The organism is Allobosea robiniae, from assembly GCF_900102525.1.
In the GTDB taxonomy this organism is placed as follows: Bacteria; Pseudomonadota; Alphaproteobacteria; order Rhizobiales; family Beijerinckiaceae; genus Allobosea; species Allobosea robiniae.
In genome coordinates this window covers 637,640-659,266 of sequence record NZ_FNBZ01000002.1, presented here as the reverse complement: position 1 = coordinate 659,266, position 21,627 = coordinate 637,640, and the positions used below count along the sequence as shown (strand labels likewise).

General features: G+C 67.2%; 20 protein-coding genes. 11 read left to right on the top strand and 9 right to left on the bottom strand.

Features of this window, described 5'->3' with window-relative positions:
- Together BLQ70_RS08900 and BLQ70_RS08895 are read right to left on the bottom strand one after the other, a co-directional pair.
- Positions 1-1,022: NnrS family protein (locus BLQ70_RS08900; protein WP_091856641.1), on the bottom strand; the 1,022-nt coding region annotated here is incomplete at its 3' end.
- A gap of 202 nt (positions 1,023-1,224) precedes the next feature.
- Positions 1,225-2,235: a DUF2891 domain-containing protein gene (locus tag BLQ70_RS08895; protein ID WP_091856640.1), complete on the bottom strand. Its 1,011-nt coding sequence runs from the start codon at positions 2,233-2,235 to the stop codon at positions 1,225-1,227.
- A 203-nt stretch (positions 2,236-2,438) separates the two neighbouring features.
- Between BLQ70_RS08895 and BLQ70_RS08890 the strand changes: the two genes are divergently transcribed.
- On the top strand, positions 2,439-3,209 hold the full coding sequence (locus BLQ70_RS08890) for an HpcH/HpaI aldolase family protein (protein WP_091856639.1): 771 nt from the start codon (positions 2,439-2,441) through the stop codon (positions 3,207-3,209).
- A gap of 126 nt (positions 3,210-3,335) precedes the next feature.
- On the opposite strand, the gene BLQ70_RS08885 is transcribed toward BLQ70_RS08890, so the two are convergent.
- Complete coding sequence (locus BLQ70_RS08885; protein WP_061967131.1) at positions 3,336-4,307, bottom strand: Bug family tripartite tricarboxylate transporter substrate binding protein; 972 nt, start codon at positions 4,305-4,307, stop codon at positions 3,336-3,338.
- A gap of 197 nt (positions 4,308-4,504) precedes the next feature.
- Here BLQ70_RS08885 and BLQ70_RS08880 point away from each other — a divergent pair, with 197 nt between their 5' ends.
- The 4 genes from BLQ70_RS08880 (at position 4,505) to BLQ70_RS08865 (ending at position 8,909) form a co-directional block, all read left to right on the top strand.
- The gene (locus tag BLQ70_RS08880) at positions 4,505-5,206 is read left to right on the top strand and encodes a GntR family transcriptional regulator (RefSeq protein ID WP_091856638.1); all 702 of its coding nucleotides are present in this window, start codon (positions 4,505-4,507) and stop codon (positions 5,204-5,206) included.
- A complete protein-coding gene (locus tag BLQ70_RS08875) occupies positions 5,196-6,113 on the top strand; it encodes a dihydrodipicolinate synthase family protein (RefSeq protein WP_091856637.1) in 918 nt (305 codons plus the stop codon). The genes BLQ70_RS08880 and BLQ70_RS08875 overlap by 11 nt, the downstream gene beginning before the upstream one ends.
- A 139-nt stretch (positions 6,114-6,252) precedes the next feature.
- Complete coding sequence (gene araD, locus BLQ70_RS08870) at positions 6,253-7,986, top strand: L-arabinonate dehydratase (RefSeq protein ID WP_091856636.1); 1,734 nt, start codon at positions 6,253-6,255, stop codon at positions 7,984-7,986.
- Complete coding sequence (locus tag BLQ70_RS08865) at positions 7,986-8,909, top strand: 3-hydroxyacyl-CoA dehydrogenase NAD-binding domain-containing protein (RefSeq protein WP_091856635.1); 924 nt, start codon at positions 7,986-7,988, stop codon at positions 8,907-8,909. The genes araD and BLQ70_RS08865 overlap by 1 nt, the downstream gene beginning before the upstream one ends.
- A gap of 3 nt (positions 8,910-8,912) precedes the next feature.
- On the opposite strand, the gene BLQ70_RS08860 is transcribed toward BLQ70_RS08865, so the two are convergent.
- Entirely contained in the window at positions 8,913-9,662 is a 750-nt protein-coding gene (locus BLQ70_RS08860) for an aspartate/glutamate racemase family protein (protein ID WP_091856689.1), read from the bottom strand.
- Between the two features lie 86 nt (positions 9,663-9,748).
- Here BLQ70_RS08860 and BLQ70_RS25275 point away from each other — a divergent pair, with 86 nt between their 5' ends.
- Positions 9,749-10,354: a hypothetical protein gene (locus BLQ70_RS25275; protein WP_139163505.1), complete on the top strand. Its 606-nt coding sequence runs from the start codon at positions 9,749-9,751 to the stop codon at positions 10,352-10,354.
- A 185-nt stretch (positions 10,355-10,539) separates the two neighbouring features.
- The gene (locus tag BLQ70_RS08850; protein ID WP_170843354.1) at positions 10,540-11,973 is read left to right on the top strand and encodes an undecaprenyl-phosphate glucose phosphotransferase; all 1,434 of its coding nucleotides are present in this window, start codon (positions 10,540-10,542) and stop codon (positions 11,971-11,973) included.
- 493 nt (positions 11,974-12,466) lie between these two features.
- Here the strand turns inward: BLQ70_RS08850 and BLQ70_RS08840 are convergent, their stop codons facing one another.
- Entirely contained in the window at positions 12,467-12,862 is a 396-nt protein-coding gene (locus BLQ70_RS08840) for a (R)-mandelonitrile lyase (protein ID WP_061967120.1), read from the bottom strand.
- 252 nt (positions 12,863-13,114) lie between these two features.
- Between BLQ70_RS08840 and BLQ70_RS08835 the strand changes: the two genes are divergently transcribed.
- From BLQ70_RS08835 to BLQ70_RS08820, 4 genes are all read left to right on the top strand, one after another.
- Positions 13,115-14,830: a caspase family protein gene (locus BLQ70_RS08835; RefSeq protein WP_091856631.1), complete on the top strand. Its 1,716-nt coding sequence runs from the start codon at positions 13,115-13,117 to the stop codon at positions 14,828-14,830.
- Between the two features lie 67 nt (positions 14,831-14,897).
- Positions 14,898-15,845, top strand: a complete 948-nt coding sequence (locus BLQ70_RS08830; protein ID WP_170843353.1) for a tetratricopeptide repeat protein — start codon at positions 14,898-14,900, stop codon at positions 15,843-15,845.
- An 89-nt stretch (positions 15,846-15,934) separates the two neighbouring features.
- On the top strand, positions 15,935-16,192 hold the full coding sequence (locus tag BLQ70_RS08825; protein ID WP_091856629.1) for a hypothetical protein: 258 nt from the start codon (positions 15,935-15,937) through the stop codon (positions 16,190-16,192).
- Between the two features lie 13 nt (positions 16,193-16,205).
- Complete coding sequence (locus BLQ70_RS08820) at positions 16,206-16,700, top strand: hypothetical protein (protein ID WP_061967114.1); 495 nt, start codon at positions 16,206-16,208, stop codon at positions 16,698-16,700.
- 72 nt (positions 16,701-16,772) lie between these two features.
- Here BLQ70_RS08820 and BLQ70_RS08815 read toward each other — a convergent pair whose 3' ends face one another.
- The 4 genes from BLQ70_RS08815 to BLQ70_RS08800 form a co-directional block, all read right to left on the bottom strand.
- Complete coding sequence (locus BLQ70_RS08815; protein ID WP_091856628.1) at positions 16,773-17,759, bottom strand: OmpA family protein; 987 nt, start codon at positions 17,757-17,759, stop codon at positions 16,773-16,775.
- Positions 17,760-17,778: 19 nt separating this feature from the next.
- Positions 17,779-18,351, bottom strand: coding sequence for a LemA family protein (locus tag BLQ70_RS08810; protein ID WP_091856627.1), 573 nt, complete (start codon positions 18,349-18,351; stop codon positions 17,779-17,781).
- Positions 18,348-19,559, bottom strand: a complete 1,212-nt coding sequence (locus BLQ70_RS08805) for a DUF3137 domain-containing protein (protein ID WP_170843352.1) — start codon at positions 19,557-19,559, stop codon at positions 18,348-18,350. Before BLQ70_RS08805 ends, BLQ70_RS08810 begins: the two co-directional genes overlap by 4 nt.
- Positions 19,560-19,861: 302 nt before the next feature.
- Positions 19,862-21,535, bottom strand: a complete 1,674-nt coding sequence (locus BLQ70_RS08800; protein ID WP_425284567.1) for an IlvD/Edd family dehydratase — start codon at positions 21,533-21,535, stop codon at positions 19,862-19,864.
- Positions 21,536-21,627: the final 92 nt, after the last annotated feature.

Genomic DNA, 21,627 nt, shown 5'->3' with positions numbered 1-21,627 from the left:
GCGTAGCAGGCCTGCGTTGCCGCGGTCGCGACGAGCGGGCGCCCGGTATGACCCAGGCTGGCCCGCGACATCACCGCGAGCGTCACGGTGCCGAAAGCGCCGGCCGTCCAGGCATGCAAACCGGCGCCGGGGCCGACCAGCGCGAAGCTCGCCGCTGCCGAGAGCGCGAAACCCAGCGGCACGAAGGCGTAGCCGACATGCAGGATGACGAGCAGCGGATTGCGCCAGGTGCGATCGCCCGCCCAGCGCGCGAGCCTGACGGCGTGGAGCACGGCCGAGAGCGCCAGCGCGATGCCGCTCGCAAGCGTATCCGGCAGGGCAACCCAGAGGCCGAGCGCGAACGCGCTCGCCGCCAGCACGATCTTGTCATAGCCGCCGAACGGGATCGGCAGGCGCCCTGCCCCGCGCGGCGCCAGCCAGTTGCGCGTGAAGCTCGGCACGATACGCCCGGCGATCAGCCCGACCAGCATCAGCACGGTGGCGATGGCGAAGCGGCGGGCATAATCCGCCCCGCCCGTCAGCGCCGCTTCGAGGTGGAAGGCGAGATTGGCCGCGAGCAGCAGGCCGATCAGCACGACGACCTTGAGATTGCGCCAGTTGCGGCCGGCGACGACCTCGCGTGCAGCCGCACCAGCCAGCAGGATGAGGAACAGCGCATCGATCGCCATCGCGAAATGCCATCCGGTCAACGCCGAAGTCGCGACCGCGACACGGCCGGCGATCCAGGCGAGAACCAGCACGAGCAGCGGCGCGCCCTGCACCGGCAATCGCCCGGTCCAGTTGGGAATGGCCGTCAGCAGGAAGCCGCCGACCGCGGCCGCCTGATAGCCGAAGAGCATTTCATGGATATGCCAATCGACCGGCGCGAAAGCCGTGGGGATGACGAGATGGCCGGTGACGAAGCCGAGCCAGACCAGGATCGTCAGCCCGGCCTGCAGCGCAGCCAGCAGGAAGAGCGGCCGGAAGCCGTAGGACAGCAGCGCAGGTCCATCATAGGCCTTCAGCCTCGGAATGGGCGCCATGCTGGCTTCTCCTGGCGTGACCGGGCGCGGCGGATCGTTGCGCCCCCGCCCCCTTTGGCGTCGCAACTTTAGCCGCTGGGCGGATCGCCTATTTGCGAAAACGCAAACTCAGGGTTGATCGCTAAAAGCGCTGCCGGTCCTTCCGGCGCATGAGATCCCTTATGTTCCTTGCCCGGCGTGATTCGGAGCCGCATCGACCGGCTTACCGCTCCTCGATGGCGAGCACGGCGAAGGTCGCGAGCCAGTGCTCGCCCATATAGTCGCCCGCGATATGCGGCAGCCCGGCTTCGAGATGCAGCCTTGCGGCGTTCGCTATGACCGGGCGCCGCACGTCCCATTCCGGCAGGGCTGCGGCCAGCGCGCTCCAACACCAGGCCCGGCTGAGATTGAGCCCGTCGAGATGCGCGATCTTGCCATCGGTCCGGTCGGTCACGGTCGCCGGCGTGAACAGGATCGCCGGCTCGCTCTGCGCGATGCGCGGCAGGAAGCGCTCGAACCAGGGCAGGAACTGTTCCGCCGGCAGCAGGCGGCGCATGCATTCCGCCTCGATCAGCGCCGAGGACTGGAAATCGTCGCCGCTCGGCTCGCCCCAGGCCGGGCAGTCCGCGTCGGCGCCGTACCAGCGCAAGGCCGTCTCGCGCAGCAGGGTGAGGAAGGCGCCGTCCCCGGTCGCATCCGCGTAATCCGCCGCCATCCGCAGGCCGAAGGCGGTGTTGAAATGCGTGCCGACCCGCACGGGATAGGTCGCAATCGGCAGGAAGTCGCGGAAGCGCTGGGCGAAAGCCTCGGCGAGCGGCGCCAGCGCCCGGCCCCAGCGCCCGTCATCCAGCCCCCGCAACTCAGACGCGAGCTTCAGCAGCCAGCCCCAGCCATAGGGCCGCTTGAAGCCGCGTGCCGTCGGCTGGGCGAGATAGGTGCATTCGACCGCGATCTTCTCCGGAACGAGCTGTTCGTCGAACAATGCGACGATATCGGCAGCCGCTTCCATCTTCGGATGACGGCGCAGCAAGCGGGCCAGCATCCAGTAGCTGTGCACGCAGGAATGCCAGTCATAGCTGCCATAGAATACCGGATGCAGCTCGCTCGGCGTCCGCGCGTCCTGCGGCCCGGCCAGGGTATGGTCCGGCTTGTTGGGATATTCGCGGCGGACATGACCCAGCGCGATACGGGCGAAGCGCTGGGCGATCTCTTCGGTGAGCGAGGGAGTGGTCATGGCGTGGCTTGTCTCCGATGCCGCGCAACCTACCAGCGATTCGGCCATCGCAAAGCGCCATGCGTCATCAAGGTGCAACCCCGCCATCTCCTCGCGTCGGGTTCCTTCATCGCTTCGGTCTGGTCTAACAAGGGTGGCGCGCTCCACGCCGGTTTCGATCGGCTCGGCAGCGTCGCCAACCATTCGCCCGAGGGGGAAAAGCCGTGGATCTGCCTGCCAACGCCTTCAAGGCCGCGCTGAAGCGCGGCGAGCTTCAGATCGGATTGTGGAGCAGCCTGTGCAGCCCGATCGTGTCCGAGATCATCAGCCAGAGCGGCTTCGACTGGATTCTGGTCGATACCGAGCATTCCCCCAACGAGCCGCCCGACGTTCTCGCCCAGTTGCAGGCCCTGAAGGGTGGCACGGCGACCCCGATCGTCCGCCCGGCCTGGAACGATGCCGTGCTGCTCAAGCGCCTGCTCGATATCGGCGTGCAGGCCGTGCTCGTGCCCTTCGTCCAGAACGCCGAGGAGGCAGCCAGGGCCATTGCAGCCTGCCGCTATCCGCCTGCCGGCATCCGCGGCATCACGGTCAGCGGCCGCGGCAGCCATTACGGGCGCGTGCCGAACTATCTCAAGCGCGCCGATGGTGAGATCTGCGTGCTGGTGCAGGTCGAGACCGGCGAGGCGCTCAGCCAGATCGAGGCGATCGCCTCGGTCGATGGCGTCGATGGCGTCTTCATCGGCCCGGCCGATCTCTCGGCCTCGCTCGGCCATATCGGCAACCCCGGCCACCCGGAAGTCCAGGCCGCGATCCAGGATGCGGTGAAGCGCCTGACCGCGCTCGGCAAGCCGGCCGGCATCCTGACGCCGTCCGAGGCCGATGCGCGCCGCTATATCGAATGGGGCTATCGCTTCGTCGCGGTCGGCTCCGATCTCGGCCTGATGACCAAGCATGCCGACGCGCTGGCCAAGGCTTTCGCCCCGCAGCGTTGATGCAATTTTCCAGCCGAAACTTCGCCGTCATGGTCGGGCTTGTCCCGACCATCCACGTCTTTACGCGCCGAGGCCAATGGTCAGACGTGGATGCTCGCCACAAGGGCGAGCATGACGGGCTGTGGCTCACTCGATCTTGACGTTCGCCTTCTGCGCGACCTCGGCCCAGCGCCTGGTCTCGGAGGCGATATGGGCGGTGAACTGCTCCTGGCTCGATCCGACCGGATCGACGCCGAGCTTCTTGAGCTGTTCGATCACCGCCGGTTCCTTCATGATCGCCTGCGTCTCCGCCGAGAGCTTGGCGACGATCTCTTTCGGCACCGCCGACGGCGCGAAGAAGCCGTGCCATGAGCTGGCATCGTAGCCCGGAATGAACTCCGACAGCGCCGGCAGGTCCGGGGCAACCGCGAGCCGCTTTGGCGTCGCGGTCGCGAGCGCGCGGATCTTGCCCGCCTGCACATGCGGCCAGGCGATGGTGATGTTGTCGAAGGTGATCTGGATCTGGCCGGAGAGCAGGTCCTGCGTCACCTGCCCGCTCGACCGATAGGGCACATGCACCATGTCGGTCCCGGTCGAGACCTTGAACAGCTCGGCCGCCATATGGGTCGAGGTGCCCGCTCCGGACGAACCGAAGGAGTACTTGCCGGGGTTCTTCTTCAGGAGCTCGATCAGCTCCGGCACGGTCTTGGCCGGCAGGTCGATATTGACCATCAGGATGTTCGGCACGCTCGCCACCTGCGAGATCGGCGCGAAATCCTTGATGTGGTCGAAGGGCAGCCGGGCATAGACGGCCGGGTTGATCGCATGGCTCGACACCGTGCCCATGGTCAGCGTGTAACCATCGGCCGGAGCGCGCGCCACGGCGGCGACGCCGGTATTGCCGCCGGCGCCGGGCCGGTTCTCGACGATGAACTTGCCGCCGAGCCGCTGGCCCAGCCGATCGGCCAGAATGCGCCCGAGCAGGTCGGTGGTGCCGCCGGCCGCGAAGGGCACGACGATGGTGACGACCTTGCTGCCGGGATACTCGCCCTGCGCGAAGGCGGGGCCTGCCGCGGCGAGACAGGCGGCGGCGATGACGGTCCTGCGTGTAATGCTCATCGGTTCGTTCCTCCCGTTGCGGCCAATCCGCTCGCACCTCGTGGCGGGCGCTTACCCCAAGCGATAGCACAGGATTGCGAGTTTGAAATCTGAAATTTCAGATTGCCGCACACGGCGCTTTGTGCTGTCTTGATGGCTCATGGCGCAGGGCCGACCACCGCGACGAGGCGGTTTCGGCCGCGCGCCGCGGAAGAATCATGTTGCAGCCTGCCGTCGAACCTGTCGCTCCCGATCTGCTGCGCTCGCTGCGCGAGCATGTCCACGAGCGCCTGCGCCGCGCCATCGTCGCCGGGCGCTTCCGCAATGGCGAGCGGCTGAACGAACGCCATCTCGCCGAGATGCTCGGCGTCAGCACCACCCCGGTGAAGGACGCGATCCGCAAGCTCGAAAGCGAGGGGCTGGTCAGGACCGAGGCGCGGCGCGGCGTCTTCGTCGAATTCTCCCCCCGTCAGGCGCTGGAGATGGCGCTCGGCCGTGCCGCGCTCGAAAGCGTCATGGCCCATATCGCGGCGAACCATCTGACCAAGGTCGGCGCAGCCGAGCTCGGCCAGCTCATCGCCCAGATGGAGCAGGCGACCGAACATGGCGACCTCGAAGATCTCGTCGCGCTGAACGAGGCCTATCACCGCGCGATCCATCGCATCTCCGGCTGCACCTATCTGGAACGCCGGCTCGACGGCCAGCGCATGTACGACCATGCCCAGCGCATCGCCCTGCACTCTGAGCTGGATGAGCGCCGCCGCGGCTTCGAGGAACATCGGGACATCTACGAGGCGCTCCTGGCGCGCGATCCCGCGCTCGCCGAGCTCAGGATGCGCCGTCACATCGTCCGCTCGGCGAAGGCCCATGTACGATTGGTCTTCGGCGCGGATGCGGAGGGACTGGACTATGACGAATGACAAGGTGCGCCGCGCGCTGCGCGGCATTTCCGGCGTCCACGTCACCGCCTGGAAGGCGGATGGCGAAGCCGACTGGGCGCTGACCGGCAGGATCGTCCGGCGCATCGCGGAAGCCGGCATTCACAACATCGTCTCGGCCGGCAATACCGGCGAATTCTATCCGATGACGACGGCCGAGGTGGAGCGCTCGCATGCGACCGCTGCCGAAGCCGCCGCCGGCAAGGCGCTGGTCACCGCCGGCATCGGCCGCTCGCTGCGCGAAGCCGTGGCGACCGGCAAGCTGGCGGCCCAAGCCGGCTGCGATGCCGCGATGGTGCATCACCCGCTCGACCCCTTCGCCGCCCCGCAATCCCAGGCCGACTACATCCTCGCCATCGCCGAAGCGCTGACGATCCCGCTCGTCGCCTATATCCGCTCGGACGCGATCGGCGTGAAGGACCTGATCCGCGTCGCGACCCACGCCAACGTCGCCGGCGTGAAATTCGCCTCGAACAACATGATGCTGCTCGCCGATTGCGTGCGCGAGACGGAAGGCTCTTCCGCCAACTGGATCTGCGGCCTCGCCGAAGGCTGGGCCGCGCCCTTCCATGCGCTCGGCGCCCGTGGCTTCACCTCGGGCCTGATCAATGTCGCGCCGGAACGCTCGCTCGCCGTCTGGCGCGCTCTGGAAGCCGGCGATTACGACACCGCCCGTCGCGAGGTCGACGCCATCGCCGGCTTTGAGAAGCTGCGCACCAAATATGGCAACGGCGCCAATGTCACGGTGGTGAAGGAGGCGCTCGGCCTGCTCGGCACGAATGTTGGCCCGGTCCGCCTCCCCGGCCTGCCCGAACTGAACGAGGCCGAGCGGGCAGAGCTGCGCGGCATCGTGTCGAGCTGGGGTACCGTGAAGGCTGCCGCTGAGTGACGAGCCGTCATTCTCGGGCGGAGCATAGCGCAGCCCCGAGAATCTCATGACAAGATGACACTGGTTTCCGAGATGATCGGGTCAAGCCCGATCACGCCTCCGGCGCCGGTTAGAACGACAAGAATTCGAGGAAAAGCCCATGTCCGCCCGCCCCCGCAAGACGCCCGAGACCCTGCGTAGCTGGCGCTGGTTCGGGGCGAGCGACCTGCGCTCCTTCGGGCACCGCTCGCGGGCCTTGCAGATGGGGTTCGGCCATGAAGAGTTCATGGGCAAGCCGGTCATCGGCATCATCAATACCTGGTCCGAGATCAACCCGTGCCACACCCATCTGCGCGACCGCGCCGAGGCGGTGAAGCGCGCGGTCTGGGCGGCCGGCGGCTTCCCGATCGAGATCCCGGTGATGTCGGTTTCCGAACAATATCAGAAGCCTACGACCATGCTCTATCGCAACTTCCTGGCGATGGAGACCGAGGAATCGATCCGCTCCCACCCGCTCGACGGGGCCGTCCTGCTCGGCGGCTGCGACAAGTCCACGCCGGCCCTGATCATGGGCGCCTGCAGCGCGGGCCTGCCCTTCATTTTCGTCCCGGCCGGGCCGATGCTGCGCGGCAACTGGGCCGGCAAGGTGCTGGGTTCGGGCGCGGACGTCTGGAAATACTGGGCCGAGAAGGAAGCCGGCAATATCACCGACAGCGACTGGAAGGACATGGAAAGCGGCATCGCCCGCTCCTATGGCACCTGCATGGTGATGGGCACCGCCGCGACGATGATGAGTCATGCCGAGGTTTTGGGCCTCACCCTGCCCGGCGCCTCCGCCATCCCCGCTGCCGACGCCGCCCATCCCCGCATGGCCGCAGCTGCCGGAAAGCGCATCGTCGAGATGGTCTGGGAGGACCTGACGCCGGATCAGATTCTCACCCGCAAGAGCTTCGAGAACGCGCTGACGGTGCATATGGCCGTCGCCGGCTCGACCAATGCGATCATCCATCTCGTCGCCATGGCCGGCCGCGCCGGCGTGCCGCTGACGCCGGATGATTTCGACGCCTTCTCGCGCAATGTCCCCGTCGTCGCGAACCTGCGCCCCTCCGGCGATTTCCTGATGGAGGATTTCTTTTACGCCGGCGGCCTGCCCGCGCTGCTGAAGCAGCTCGAAAGCAAGCTCCACACCGATGCGATGACCGTGACCGGCAAGCCGATCGCCGAGACCATCGCACTCGCCAAGGTCTACGACGACAACGTCATCCGCCCACTCGACAAACCCGTATCGACCGCGAACGGCCTCGCCGTGCTCAAGGGCAACCTCGCGCCCGATGGCTGCGTCATCAAGCCCTCCGCCGCCGAGCCGCGGCTGCTCAAGCATTCCGGCCCGGCCCTCGTCTTTGAGCATTACGATGCGATGATGAAAGCCGTGAACGACGAGAATCTCGACGTCACCGCAGACCACATCATGGTGCTGAAGAATTGCGGCCCGGTCGGCGGCCCCGGCATGCCGGAATGGGGCATGCTGCCGATCCCGAAGAAGCTCTTGAAGCAGGGCGTGCGCGACATGCTCCGCATCTCGGATGCCCGCATGTCCGGCACCAGCTACGGCGCCTGCATCCTCCATGTCGCGCCGGAGGCCTATATCAAGGGTCCGCTCGCCGCGGTGCAGACCGGCGACATCATCAGCGTCGATGTCGAGGCGCGCAGCATCTCGGTCAATCTCACCGAGGCCGAGATCGCCGCCCGCCTCGCCGTCTGGACGCCGCCGGACCGCGATTATCCGCGCGGCTGGGGCAAGATGTCGGCGGCGCATATCCGCCAGGCCGACAAGGGCTGCGATTTCGATTATCTGGAGGGAACGACGAAGGTGCCGGAGCCCGAGATCCACTGATGCAGGATATCCGCGACATCGAGCGCATCGCCGTCATCGGCGCCGGGCTGATCGGCAGTTCCTGGGCCGCGCTCGCCATGGGCCATGGCCTGAACGTTTCAGCCTACGATCCCGCGCCCGGCGCGGAGGAGAAGTTCCGCCACACGGTCGAGCGGGCGCGCGAGCAGCTCGCCGCGCTCGGGCTGGCCAATACCGGCCAGTATCAGTTCACGAATGATCTCGATGAAGCTCTGCAAGGGGTTGATTTCGTTCAGGAGAACGGCCCCGAAAACGAATCCGCCAAACGCGCGCTGCTCTCCCGTCTCGATGCGGAGCTGCCGCCTGAGATCATCATCGCCAGCAGCACCTCGGCCCTGCTGCGCAGCACGATTGTGGCCGATTGCCGGAACAAGCGCCGGGTGATCGTCGCCCATCCCTTCAACCCGCCGCATCTCGTGCCGCTGGTCGAGATCGTCGGCGAGGATGAGGCGATCGTCGATCGCGCCGCCGCCTTCTATCGCAGCCTCGACCGGCGCCCGGTCGTCCTCCAGCGCGAGATGCCCGGCCATGTCGCCAACCGGCTGGCTTCCGCGCTCTATCGGGAGGCGGTTTACCTGGTCGAGCAGGGCGTCGCCAGCGTCGCCGAGATCGATGCCGCGCTCTGCAACGGCCCCGGCCTGCGCTGGGCCCTGATGGGGCCGCACATGACCTACCATCTCGGCGGCGGCGAAGGCGGCATCGCCGGCTATCTCGCCCATCTCGGGCCGAGCCAGGTCCGGCGCTGGCAATCCCTCGGGACGCCTTCCCTCGACGAAGACGTCCAGCAACGGATCATCGAGGGCGTGGCGGAGGAAGCCGCGGGGCGCACGATCGCGCAGCTCGAAGAGCGCCGCGACGAAGGGCTGCTGGCGCTGCTGCGCGCCCGCAAGCTCGTCAGCGAGTGACGCTCAGCCGAAGCGGCGCGGTCGCAGGCCGGCGTGGAACCAGCTGATCAGCGAATAGATGTCGTAGACCGGCAGCCCGGTCGCCGCCTGCACATCGGCCGCATAGGGCGGCATGTTCGTGCATTCCAGCACGATGGCGCCGATGTCGGGGTGGCCGGCGACGAGATCGAGCGCCGCCTGCACCACGTCCTGCCGGGCGAGCGCGACATCCATGTCGTCCTTCTCGGCCTTGATCAGGACGCGGAAGAATTCGCGCCCGTTCTCCGTACCGGTGACGGGCGTGTCGAGCGGCACCCCGGCCGCCTCGAGATGCGCCGGCGTCAGCGTCGCCGCCGAGACCGTGACGACGCCGACGCGCTTGCCGGGTGGCAGCGTCGCCTGCACCCAGGGCACCTGCATCAGGGACGAGGTCGCGACCGGCACGCCGACAGCCGTCGCGAGCTCGCGCTGGAAGAGCGAGAGGAAGCCGCAATTGGTGGTGATCGCCTCGGCGCCGAGCCGGACGAGATCGCGCGCCGCCTCGATGAAATCGGGCAGCAGGCCGGCAGCGCCCCTGAGCACGACCTTCTCGGGGCTGGCACCGCCAACGACGCGGTACAGCACCGGGAAAGGCCAGGTCGTGCCGTTGCCCATGTCGCCGGGAATCCGCGGGAAGCGCGCCTCCAGCATCAGGATGCCCAACGGAACGCCATAGATCGCCTTGCCGCCCCGCGCGATCCGCTCCGCCGCGGACGCTGTCGAAATCCCGGTCATCAAGCCTCCCATCTGCCGATGTGTCAGCAAGCTAGAGCATTTTCGGGCGAAGTGGGCACCGGTTCGCGTGTGGAAAATGCGACTGTATGAAAATTGGGAGCAATCCCGCGATTCTCAGGAAAAGCCGATGCGGGATCAAAGGCCTGGATGCCGGAAAAGCCCATGACGAAGAGAAAATTCATAAGGCCCGGCCAAAACTCTCGCCGCCGCCATTGCTTCGTCGTTTTTGCATTGTCATAAAACCGGCTTTCGCGCGCTTCTGCCGGCGCTGGTCCCGGTCTCGCCTGCCCGTCTCGCTGTTCGTCCGGAGCCCGGCCTTGATTCCTTCGCTTGAAAAGCTTCGCCGCCTTGCCGCGTTCGCGGGCTGGGCCGCGCTGCTGGCGATCCTGTTCTCGACGCTGTCGCCGCTGGGAGTGCGCCCGCATATTCCGCTGCTGGGTGCGGATCTTGAGCGCTTCCTCGCCTTTTTTGCAGCCGGCGCGACCTTCGCCTTCGCCTATCCGCGGCAGCGCTGGCTCGTATTGGCGGGCATCGTCGCCCTCGCCATCGGCCTCGAATGGCTCCAGACGCTGGAAAAGACCCGCCACGGCCTGCCGCATGATGCGATCGTGAAGGTCGCCGGCGCAACGCTCGGCAGCATCCTCTCCGCCACCTTCGACACGATGGCGCAGCGCTTCCGCAAGCCTGCCTGATTCATCCTGGCACAACCTGTGCCGGCACGCTGTCGGCACAGGCTTCCTTGTCCCCAAAAAAAGCCCTCACCTGCGCCAAACTGGCCCGCATCGCCGCGGCATGCGCCTTGCCACTCTGCTCCCACCATGCTCCAGACCGGCACATCGTGCCGCTACGGAACATGCGCAAGCCGGGCGGGAGAGAGATGAGCGTCAATGATCTGAGCGATATGCCGCAGGCTCTGCCCGACAATTATGCGGGTCTCGGGCGGCTTTGGCTCGGCCCCCTGACGGCGGCCTGCGATGCGGCAGTTGTCGCCTCCCTCGTCTATGCGGTGTCCTTCGCCTATCACCTCGGCGCGACCGGCCTGCCGGGCGTTGACCGCTCCACGCGGGAGCTGGCGGCGATGCTCGCGACGCTGTTCGTCTTCGTCAATCTGATGCGTGGACGCTATCAGATCGCGAATTACCTCTCGGCACGGGGACAGATGGGTTCGGCCTTCGCCGTCTGGAACATCACCCTCGTCGCCTTCCTGGCCCTGCTGTTCCTCGCCAAGATCGCGGACCATTATTCACGCATCGTGATGGTCGCGACCTATCTCTGCGGCATCCCCGTCATTGCGCTGTCCCGCTCGGCCGTCGTCCGGCTGGTCGCCGCCGGCAGCCGGAGCGGACGGATCACCGCCGAGCGCGCTTTTCTCATCGGGCGGGAAGCGAACATCATGTCCTTCGTTTCACGGCACAAGCCCTGGCATATGGGCTTCGCAGTCACCGACGTCGCCTTTCTGAAATCGGGCGGCGAAGCCGCGCTTGCCGCCGATCTCACAGCCGCCGTCGCGAACTGCCGGATGACGCGACCGGACGCGGTCTTCATCGCCGTCCCCTGGTCCGAGCAGGAAGCCATCACGGCCTGCGTCGACGCCTTCATGAACCTGCCGGTCGCGATCCACCTCGCGCCCGAGCCGATCATGGAACGCTTCGGCAATGCGCATGTCGTGCATACGGGCACGCTGTCGAGCCTGCGCTTGACGCGCCAGCCGCTCTCGACGGTGGAAGTCGCGGCCAAGCGCGCCTTCGACATCGTCGCCGCCTCCTGCGGCATCATCCTGACCTTGCCGCTCCTCCTCCTGATCGCGGTCCTGATCCGGCTCGATTCGCCCGGTCCCGTGCTCTTCCGCCAGCGGCGCTACGGCTTCAATCAGCAGGCCTTCCGGATCTTCAAGTTCCGCACGATGACCACCACCGATGACGGCAAGGTCGTCGTTCAGGCCAAACGCAACGATCCCCGTATCACGCGCCTCGGCCATCTGCTGCGACGCTACAACCTGGACGAGCTGCCGCAGTTCCTGAACGTCCTCGCCGGCGACATGTCGCTCGTCGGCCCGCGCCCCCACGCGCTGGCACATGATGTCGAATTCGAACGCAAGATCGCCAACTATGCCCGCCGCCACAATGTCAGGCCGGGAATCACCGGCTGGGCACAGGTGAACGGCTTCCGCGGCGAGACCGATACCGACGCCAAGATGGCCGGGCGCGTCGCCTATGACCATTGGTATATCGACAACTGGTCGTTCTGGCTCGACATCCGGATCCTGTTCCGGACCGTTCTGAGCCGGAAGGCCTTCGCCAACGCCCGCTGAAGCATCGGCCTGAAACGTGGCATGCGGTTTTCGGAAGAAGCCGGTGCAGGATCAACGGCCGGGATCATCGGGCCGCGCGGCGAGGCGCGTGGCAAGCGCATGGCAGCCCGCCCCTGATCGGCGAACCGGCAGGCCGCATCGGCACCCGGTCAGGCGAAATGGCGCCATACGGCACGGCCGAGCCAGAAGCCCCAGCCGGCGAGAAACGCGATGACCAGCAGCGCCGCCCCGACGAGCAGGGAGCGGCCGATCACGATGCTCGCGATGCTTTCGGAATTCGCCGGTTCATTATCGTTCGCCGCTTGCGGCCGTCGGCCGAAGCCGGGGGCGTGAACAGGTGCGGGAAACCGTTGCACGCGTTCGGGTCGCATGACTCTCTCGTAAGGTTACGCAGGCGTTAAACCACGCATATATCAATGATCCAATTCGCAACAAAATAAAAGCACAAGATACGAGCGCTCCCCAGCAGGCGCGCCAGTGACCGCGACTGTCGCTACCCGCCATATTGGGTGTCGGAGACCTGCTCCATCCAGTCGACGGCCTTGCCGTCCTGAACTTCCTGGATCGCGATATGCGTCATCGCCGTGGCCGGAGAGGCACCGTGCCAGTGCTTCTCCCCGGGCGGGAACCAGACCACGTCGCCGGGCCGGATTTCCATGATCGGCCCGCCCCAGCATTGCGCACGGCCGAGGCCGGCCGTGACGATCACCGTCTGGCCGAGGGGATGCGTATGCCAGGCCGTGCGGGCGCCCGGCTCGAAGGTGACGCTGGCGCCCTGGACGCGCTCGGCCGCATGCGCATTGCAGAGCGGATCGATCCGGACCGCTCCGGTGAACCAGTCCGAGGGCCCCTTCCCGGAAGGCCGGGAGCCTGCGCGCGTGATATCCAATGAACTGCTCCTCGCTCCGATCCGGATTTTCGAGGAGCATGCCGCCGTCGCGACCGGGAATCCAGTGCGATGACGCCTCTGTCGCCGCCGCCCGCGTATCAGGCAACCTTGCGAATAGCCCGTGGCGGCCCTGGGAAGCACGCCAAAAACCACCTCGGGATGGCACGCCTCGCTCCGCCCTTCCCGCATTCACGCACGGCATCGTTCAAATGAAGGAAGCCAGCGGGAGGTCCGGCCTGCATCCATCGGAGGATGGCAAGAGATCGCCCTTCATGGATCGCCTGGGTCGCCGGCACGCTCCTGTCGGCCTTCGCTGCGATCGGCCTGCCCGCGGCCGCTCTGGCGAAACAGCTCGCCTTCGTCGTCGGCAACGACGCCTATCAGGAAATCTCGCCGCTGAGCGCCGGCGTCAACGACGCGCGGGCGATGAGCGCCGCCCTGAAGCGCGCCGGTTTCGAGATCGAGCTGGTCGAGAACGGCACGCAGCGCCAGATCAGCCGCGCGCTGGCCGCCATCGAGGGGCGCATCGCCCCCGGCGACACCGTGCTCTTCCATTATTCCGGCCACGGCTTCGAGATCGACGGCCAGAACTGGCTGCTGCCGGTCGACGTGCCCGCTGCCCGCGAAGGTGAATCCGGGCTCGTCAAGGACGCCGCCTTCAACGCCGCCGAGATCATCGACCGCCTGCAGGCACGCGGCGCCGGCACCGTGGTCGCCATTCTCGATGCCTGCCGCAACAATCCCTTCGCCCGCCCCGGCACGCGCGCGCTCGTCGGCTCGCAGGGGCTCGCCCGCATGGATGCCTCGAACGGCGTCTTCATCATGTTCTCGGCCGGCTCCAAGCAGCAGGCGCTGGACAAGCTCTCGCCGAACGATCCGGCGGCGACCTCGATCTTCGTCCGCAGCTTCCTGCCCCTGGTCGAGCGCACCGACCTCACCTTGATCGACATCGCCAAGGAGACGCAGGCCAAGGTCCGCGATCTCGCCCGCAGCATCGGCCACGAGCAGATCCCGGCCTATTACGACGGCATCGTCGGCCGCGTGAACCTGACCGGCGCGCTGCCGGCCGCAAAGCCGGAGCTCCTCGCCCAATCCGATGCGCCCGCGCCTCGACAGCCCCGGCCCGGCGCCGCCGAGGACGTCTTCTGGCAATCGATCGAGGGCAGCATGCAGCCGGCCATGTTCGAGGCCTATCTCGCGCAGGTCCGTGGCAACACCTTCAGCGGCACCTACCGCAAACTCGCCGAACTGCGTCTCATCGCGCTGCGCGGCGGCGCGCCCTCCCCGCCGGCCCGCACCGAGATGGCGCCACCGAAGCCGCCTCCGGCCGCCTCGTCCCCGGCGCCATCCAGCGATCCCGATATCGCCGCCTGCGACCGCACTGCCGCCGACAGCCGCGACACCGAGAAACCGGCCGACATCCCAGGCGGGGAATTGAGCGCCGCCAACACCATCCAAGCCATCTCCGCCTGCGCGCGGGCAGCCGATGCGCAGGCGGCGCCCCGGCGCGTCTTCTACCAGCTCGCTCGCGCCTATGAGGCGAACGGCAACCGCGTCGACGCCACTCGCTTCCTGCAGAAGGCAGCCGATCTCGGCCACCCGCTCGCCCTTTACACCTTGGCCGACAAGCTTCTCGCCGGTCAGGACAGGCCCCGCGACGCAGCCCGCGCGCTCGCCCTGTTCTACCGTGCCGCCGATGCCGGCATCAGCGGCGCGGTCGTCCGCATCGGCCTGATCTATGCGAATGGGCAAGGCACCGGGCGCGACCATGCCAAGGCCGTCGCCTTCTACAATCTCGCGCTCAAGCTTCAGGAGCCGACGGTCTATCCGGAGCTGGCCGCCGCCTATCTCAACGGCCGGGGCGTCCTCAGGGATATCGGCAAGGCCTGTGAGTTGTTCAGGCAAGGTGCAGCGGCCGGAAACGCCGCCTCCATCGCCGGGGAGAAAGCCAATTGCGCCGGGCGATAGCGCCGCCGATCGCCCGCAGACGAGACGCCGGCACGGAGCCGGCAAGCCGATGACGAAGGAAGCAGCCATGTCGTCCGCACGTTCCCTCGCCCTGATCCTGACGGCCCTGGCAGGCGGCACGCTTCCCCTGGCCGCCGCCCCGGCGCCCTTGCGCATCGCGCAGGCGCAGCTCTCGGCCGAGGACATCTTCTGGCAGAGTATCCAGTCCAGCAGCGATCCCGCCATGTACCAGGCCTATCTCGACCAGGTCGGTGCTGGCCGCTTCACCGGCATCTACAAGGCCTTGGCCGAGATCAGGATCGCGAGCCTGAAGGGCGCTGTCCCCATCCCGAAATCCGTCGACCAGGGGTCCGGTCGCGCCGTCGTCATCGGCAATGCCGATCCGACCGCCGGCTCCTCCGCCGAATTGGAGGCCTGCGACCGTGCCGCGGCCGCTGCGGCCGATCCCGAGAAGCCGGCAAGCGTCCCCGGCGTCACCTTCGCGGCGATCGATGCCGGGGCCGCCATCCGCGCCTGCCGCAAGGCGGTGGATACGGCTGGCGCGCCGCGACGTGCCTATTTCCAGCTCGGCCGCGCGATCCAGAAAAGCGGCAACACCGCCGATGCGGTCACCTATCTGCGCAAGGCGGTCGAACTCGGCCATGCCGGGGCGATGCACGATCTCGCCAGCATCCTGCGCCGCGGCGCCGCCGGGGTGAAGCGCGATTCCGGCCTCGCCATGGCGCTCTACGAGCGTGCCGCCGGAACCGGGCTCAACGAATCCCTGGTCCAGCTGGGTGCGATGTATGCGGAGGGCAGCGGCGTCCGGCGCGACTATGCCAAGGCGCGCGACTACTACCAGCGCGCCATCGCCGCGAAGACGCCGGGCGCCTACACCAACATGGGCGTGCTCTACGCCAACGGCCAGGGCGTGCCGCGCGACCGCACCAAGGCTTGCGAATACTGGCGCGAAGGCTCGACGCTGGGAGACGAAGTCGCCGCCAGGAACCTGAGGCGTTCTTGCCGCATGCGCTAGTAATAAAATTCAACGATCTCATCCACTTGGATGACTTATTTCGAACGGAGGAGGCGCAGCATCTCACCCTTCACAGGAGAGATTCTGCCATGCAACGCCGTGATTTTCTGATCGCCCTCGCCGGGCTTGTCGCCAGTGGCGCCACCGCAGCGCTGACAGCGCCTGCCGAAGCCGCGCCGTCGCGCCTGTCCCTCGACCAAGCCCTCGCGGCAGCCCCTGAAACCGACGCCGAATTCTCGCTGCTGGTGGGGCGCCTCACCCACCGTCGACGCGCCGGCGGATGGTGGCGCCATCGCGTCGCCGCCGCGCGCCGCTGGGGGCGCCGCGGACGGCCCGGCAGGCGCTGAGGCCCGTCGCGCCATGGTCGCGAAAGCCGTCGAAGCGTTGGAGCGCGTCCTCAAGGCACATGGCCCGGGCGTGCTCCAGTCGCTCGCCTTCGACCATTACGACAAGGAAACCCGCAAGGAGGTTCGCAAGGGCCGCCTGCAGAAAGCCGGCCGCGGCGCAGCCGACGACGCTCATAATACGGGGCGCGCCCTCGACATCATCATCTACGCCTGGGAGCCGCCCAACTTCGAGAAATGGTCGAGCGAACGCGAGATCGGCTATCGGCTGGTCGATGCCTTCCTGCGCTGCCAGAAGGACATGGCCTGGAACCTCATGGTCTATGACCAAGGTGAATGGGATGCCGAGGGCATCTACAAGACCCGGTTTGCCAAGCCGACCGCCAAGCCCATGGACCGGATCGCCTTCGAGCACCTGACCCATATCCACATCCAGTGGCCGGCGAAGGGCGAGGCCAAGAACAATACGGACTGGGAAGCCATCCTCATCGCCGAATTGCACAACATCTGAAGCGCTGTCTCCCCGATGAGGGCGGCGTTGTTCCGGGCGATGCCCGCAACGACGCCGCCCTTTCGCAGAACGTTATCGCTTCACCAACTCGACCCGGCGGTTCTGCGCCCGGCCGGCCTCGTCGGCGTTGGAGGCGATCGGCTGGTCCATGCCCTTGCCGACGGGGTTGAGGCGCGTCCGGTCGATGCCGTGGCGCATCGCGAGATCGGCGACCACCGCAAAGGCGCGCGCATCGGAGAGCTTGAGGTTGTAGGCCGCCCCGCCCTGCCCGTCGGTATGCCCAACGACATCGAGCCTGAGCGTCGGATTACGCTTCAAAAGCGCCGCGATCTGCTGGAGCTGCGGCTGCGATTCCGGCTTGATCTCGGCCTTGTCGAAATCGAACAGGATTCCGTAGAGATTGATCCGGCCCTGGGCATCGAGGTTCCGGCTCATCTCGTCGGCCTCGACGACCTTGATCATGCCGGTATCCATCGTCGTGCTCTCGATGACGCGGGCGATCACCGCCCGCCCCCGGCTCTCGTCATCGGAGAAGGCCAGGCTGACATGCACCGTCCCGGCTGGCCGGTTCAGCCTGGCGTAGAGATAGCGGCCATTGCCCTTGCCGAAGTAATTGCGGACGAGATCGCCGAGCTGGAGCTTGGGCATGTCGACCCGACCATCGAGCGCGAGCCCGAGGAAAAGGCCGGGAAACGGCCCCTCGTTGAAGCAGCTTCCGCCTTCCGTCGAGCAGGTGAAGGCGATCTCGAAGCCCTTGGATTTCAGCGCGGCCTCATAGTTGCGCTGGGCTTCCAGGCTCGTCCGGCCTGCAGGCAGGATGTAGTAGAGCGTCGTGATCTTGCCTTCGATCAGGGCCCAGCCCGGCCCGTCCTGCGCCGTCGAGCCGCGCTCGTTGATCTTGCCGGTGATGATGCGGGCTTCGTCATAGGCGTCGACCTTGTAGCCGACCTGCTTGGAATCGTTGTAGCGGCCGAGCAGCGGATGATCCTGCGCCGCCGCTGCAAGCGGCGCGAGCAGCAGCGTCAGCAGGAGCGTGAAGAGCTTTAGCGAACGGGGCATCGTCACACCTCTTTGGCTGTCACAGATGGTCGGCTGCGGAAACCGGAGCGCGGCTTGCGGCCTCCGCCTCGTAGAACGGCGGCAGGGTGCCGACGCCGGCCGCCCCGGCGAGCAGGCCGCCAGGAAAGATCTGCACCGCGTTGCGGAGATTGCCGACGGCACTGTTGTAGAAGCGCCGGGCCGCAGCGATGTTGGCCTCGACCTCGGCATAGCTGCGCTGGGCCTCCATCATCGGCCCGGACGAGGTCAGCTCGGGATAGCTCTCCGCCACCGCGAACAGTCGGGTCATGTCGGCGCCGAGTGAGGCTTCCGCCTTGAACTTCTCGGCGATCCGCCCGAAATCGCGCTCGCCGATCTGCGGCAGCGCCTGCGTCCTGAGCGCCGTGATCTGGTCGAGCAGCGTCTTCTCGTGTTCGAGGAAGCGGCGGGCGATGGCGAGCACGTTCGGGATCAGGTCATGGCGCTGCTGGAGCTGCGCGTCGATGCCGCCCAGCGTCTCCGCGACCTTGTTCCGGCGCGTCACGATCGCCGCATACCAGACATAGAGGACGATGCCGGCGGCGAGCGCGAGCAGGATCAGGAACAGGGTCATGGCGGGCTCCCGGCAGGGTGTGTGGGCGAAGGAGGAAGCGCCTCGTGCGGCGCGCGCACGGCGACATGCATGTCGATCATCGCGTCCACGAGCGCGAAGACGCGGGCGAAATCGGCTTCGAGGCTGGCGAGTTGCTGTGCCGCGACATGGGTCTCGAGGCCGGGGGGCTCGAACAGTGCGCCGGGAATGATGGTCGGAAGCGCAAACACCATCCTGTCGCCGCTGACCAGGAAGAGCGGCGGCAGGAAGGATTGGCCGTCCGCCATCACGAGCAGCCGCTCCATCACCGCCGGCGTCAGGACGGCACGGCCTTCGACCTGATCGCTCGACCATGTCGCGTAGACCTCCTCGAAGACCGGGTCTTCGAGGCGCAGCCTCTGCAAGCCGTTGCCGGGCTGCTGGCCGTCCCGGTCGCGCAGGATCGTCGTGCCGCGAAACGGCGTGGAGACGCCGAGCTCGACATAGAGCCCCTGGAACAATGTCTGGTTGCTCTTGCCCGCCTTGCGGGTAACCGCGATCTCGCTGATCGTGATCGGGCGGCCGCGATAGCGCCCGGTAAAGCCGTCATCGGCATCGAGATCGTCATAGGCGGGCAGAAGGCCGAGCGCGACGGCACGGCTGAGATCGGGCTTCGCCCCGAGGTTGTGGACCAGCTCGCCATGGGCCGCGAGCAGGCGCGGGATCAGGCTTTCCTTGAAGGCCTTCCGGTAGCGGCCTCCCGGAACCCCGACCGCCCAGATCCACGCTCCGCCGCCGCCGATCACCAGGAAGATGACGAGGGCGACGAAAGGCGAGCCCTTCGAGGAGCCACTGCTTCCGATCATCAGCCAATACAGCAGCAGGGCCGCCGCAAGGCCGAGTGGGACGAAGAGCAGCGTCCGCCGCCGGGCTTCGATTGCGAGCTTGCCGCGCAAGGCCTCCAGCAGGGCGACTTCTGTCACGAGCGGCGAAGCAGCATCGGAGGAAACCAGTGCCGCGGCAGGTGCCGCCGGAGGCTTCTTGTAATAGCTGCGGAAGAGCGCCCAGGCTCCGAGGACGAACAGCGCCGGAACCAGCAGCGGCAGCGCCAGCGAGACCAGCGCCGCGAGCGCGATCAGCGGAAGTCCGAGGAGCGCCCAGCCGGAATCCGATCCGAGCCAGAAGATCAGGAAGGCGAGCAGTGCCAGGCAGACCGGCCCCGCGATCACGAAGAGCGCGATGCGTTCCATAATGCGCTTCGCCCTGCGCTGCTGGCGTTGCAACGCGACCGCCGAAGACGGCCAGCCCTCTTCGGGCTGCGTTGTGACAGGGCGATCGGGACGTTCCATCCAGCGCGTATCCGTGCGGTTCACCTCGCACGATCACGCCGGAAACCGTCAGGCTCCGCGTCCCTCGTTTGATGGACCAGGCGTCCCCTTCTGCCGGGGATGACGGTTGCCGGCCTCGACGACGCGCCGCCCGACGCCGGCAAGCACGTTGACCTTATCGATGTCGCAGGTGGCGTCGCCTCCGGTCGCTTCGCGGAGGCCGTTCAGCAGAAATCGAAATCGCAGCCCTCGTCGGCCTGCAGGACGGTGGTCAGATAGAGATGGCGGTAGCCGCGCGACGCTTCGGAAAGATGCGCCGGCGGGTGCCATTCTGCCTTGCGGCGCGCGAGTTCGACCTCGTCGACCAGCAACGCAATCGTCCGCGCGGGCACATCGAGCCTGATCAGGTCGCCATCGCGAACGAGCCCGAGCGGGCCACCCACGGCGGATTCCGGGGTGATATGCAGCACGATGGTGCCGAAGGCCGTGCCGCTCATGCGGGCATCCGAAATCCGGACCATGTCCTTGACGCCGGCCTGGGCCAGCTTCTTCGGGATCGGGATGTAGCCTGCCTCGGGCATGCCGGGCGCGCCTCTGGGGCCGGCATTGGTCAGCACGAGGACGTCGTCGGCCTTCACGTCGAGGCCCGGGTCATCCATGCGGCGGACCATGTCCTCGACCGAGGTGAAGACGACAGCCCGGCCCGTATGCGTCAGCAGTGCGGACGAAGCGGCGGAGTGCTTGATGACCGCCCCGCCGGGCGCGAGATTGCCGCGCAGCACCGCCATGCCGCCGGTCGGCTTCACCGGACTCTGCGCCGTTCGAATGATGCTCTGGTTCGGCACCTCCTCGGCAGCGTCCGCTATCTCGCCGATGGTGCGGCCGTCGATGGTGGCGGCCGAGCGGTCGAGATGCTCGCCCAGCTCCTTCATCAGCTTCGGCACGCCACCGGCCCAGTGGAAATGCTCCATGTAATGGTCGCCGGAGGGCTTGAGATCGATCAGCACCGGCACCTTGCGGCCGATCGCGTCGAACTCCTCCAGGTCGATGCTCAGGCCGGCCCGGCGCGCAATCGCGGCGAGATGGACAAGCCCGTTGGTGGAACCGCCGATCGCCTGCAGCACGGTCAGCGCATTGCGGAAGGCGGCCTCGGTCAAAAGTTCGCTCGGCTTCGGCCCACCCTTGGCGAGGCGCACCGCTTCGCGCCCGCTGGCCTCGGCCGCGCGGATCCGGTCGGCATGGGTGGCGGGGATGGTGCCTGTGCCGGGCAGCGCGATGCCGAGCGCCTCGACAAGGCAGCCCATCGTGCTGGCCGTGCCCATGACCATGCAGGTGCCCTGGGTCGGGGCAAGGCGCCCGCTCAGCACCTCGATCTCGGCTTCGTCGATCTGGCCGGCGCGGTGCTGCCCCCAGAGACGGCGGCAATCGGTGCAAGCGCCGAGCACCTCGCCCTTGTGATGGCCGACCAGCATGGGCCCGGTGATGAGCTGGATCGCCGGCACGTCGGCGCTGACGGCGCCCATGAGCTGCGCCGGAACGGTCTTGTCGCAGCCACCGATGAGCACGACGGAATCCACCGGCTGCGCGCGGATCATCTCCTCGGTGTCGATCGCCATCAGGTTGCGCAGGAACATCGAGGTCGGGTTGGCGAAGGATTCGTGGATCGAGATCGTCGGGAACTCCATCGGCAGCCCGCCGGCCAGCATGACGCCGCGTTTCACCGCTTCGATCAGGCGCGGCACGTTGCCATGGCAGGGGTTGAAATCGCTGAAGGTGTTGGTGATGCCGATGATCGGCCGGTCGAGCGCGTCATCGGAGAATCCGGCCGCCTTGATGAAGGCCTTGCGCAGGAACAGCGAGAAGCCCGGGTCGCCATAGGTCGCGAGATTGCGACGCATGCCACGCGCAGCAGGGCCGGGAGGCGGCGTATCATCGTCGTGCTGGGTCATGCATCATCGGATGCATATCGTTGCCAAGATTGTCAACAATA